This is a genomic window from Mycobacterium sp. E1715 (assembly GCF_001667625.1).
Lineage (GTDB): Bacteria > Actinomycetota > Actinomycetes > Mycobacteriales > Mycobacteriaceae > Mycobacterium.
Genome location: NZ_LZJJ01000538.1, coordinates 1 through 547 on the forward strand (window position 1 = coordinate 1; position 547 = coordinate 547).

The window sequence follows — 547 nt, forward strand, 5'->3', positions numbered from 1 at the left end:
CTCCAAAACCACTACGACACCGCCGACATCCTGCCGCTCACCGCACTCCAAGAAGGACTGCTCTTCCACGCCACCACGCACGAGTCGGACGACGTCTACGCGCTCCAGCTGCAGATTTCGGTGGCCGGTCCGCTGGACCCGGATCGGCTGCACGACGCCGTCCGCACCGTCATCAGCCGCCACCCCCACCTCGCGGCCCGATTCTGTCGACAATTCGACCAACCGGTGCAAGTCGTTCCGGCTGTGCCTGAAATACCTTGGCAATCAGTCATATTCGAAACCGACGCGGAAGATCAACTCGCGCGTTTGTGTGCCGCCGAACGCGCCGCGGTGTGCAACCCCAATGGCCAGCCGGCCTTCCGGGTGGCGTTGATCCGCACCGCCCACGAGCGGCACCGCATCGTGCTCACCAATCATCACATCGTGCTCGACGGGTGGTCGCTACCGATCCTGCTGCACGAGATCTTCGCCTGCTACCAAGGCCGGCAACTGCCGGCCGCGACACCCTATCGCCGGTTCGTCAGCTGGCTGGCCGAGCGCGACCTCG

The 547-nt window shown here is 64.9% G+C and carries 1 protein-coding gene; it reads left to right on the top strand.

Features of this window, described 5'->3' with window-relative positions:
* Positions 1-547 (top strand): condensation domain-containing protein (locus A9X03_RS26235; protein ID WP_156746683.1); only part of this gene is annotated, 547 nt, incomplete at both ends.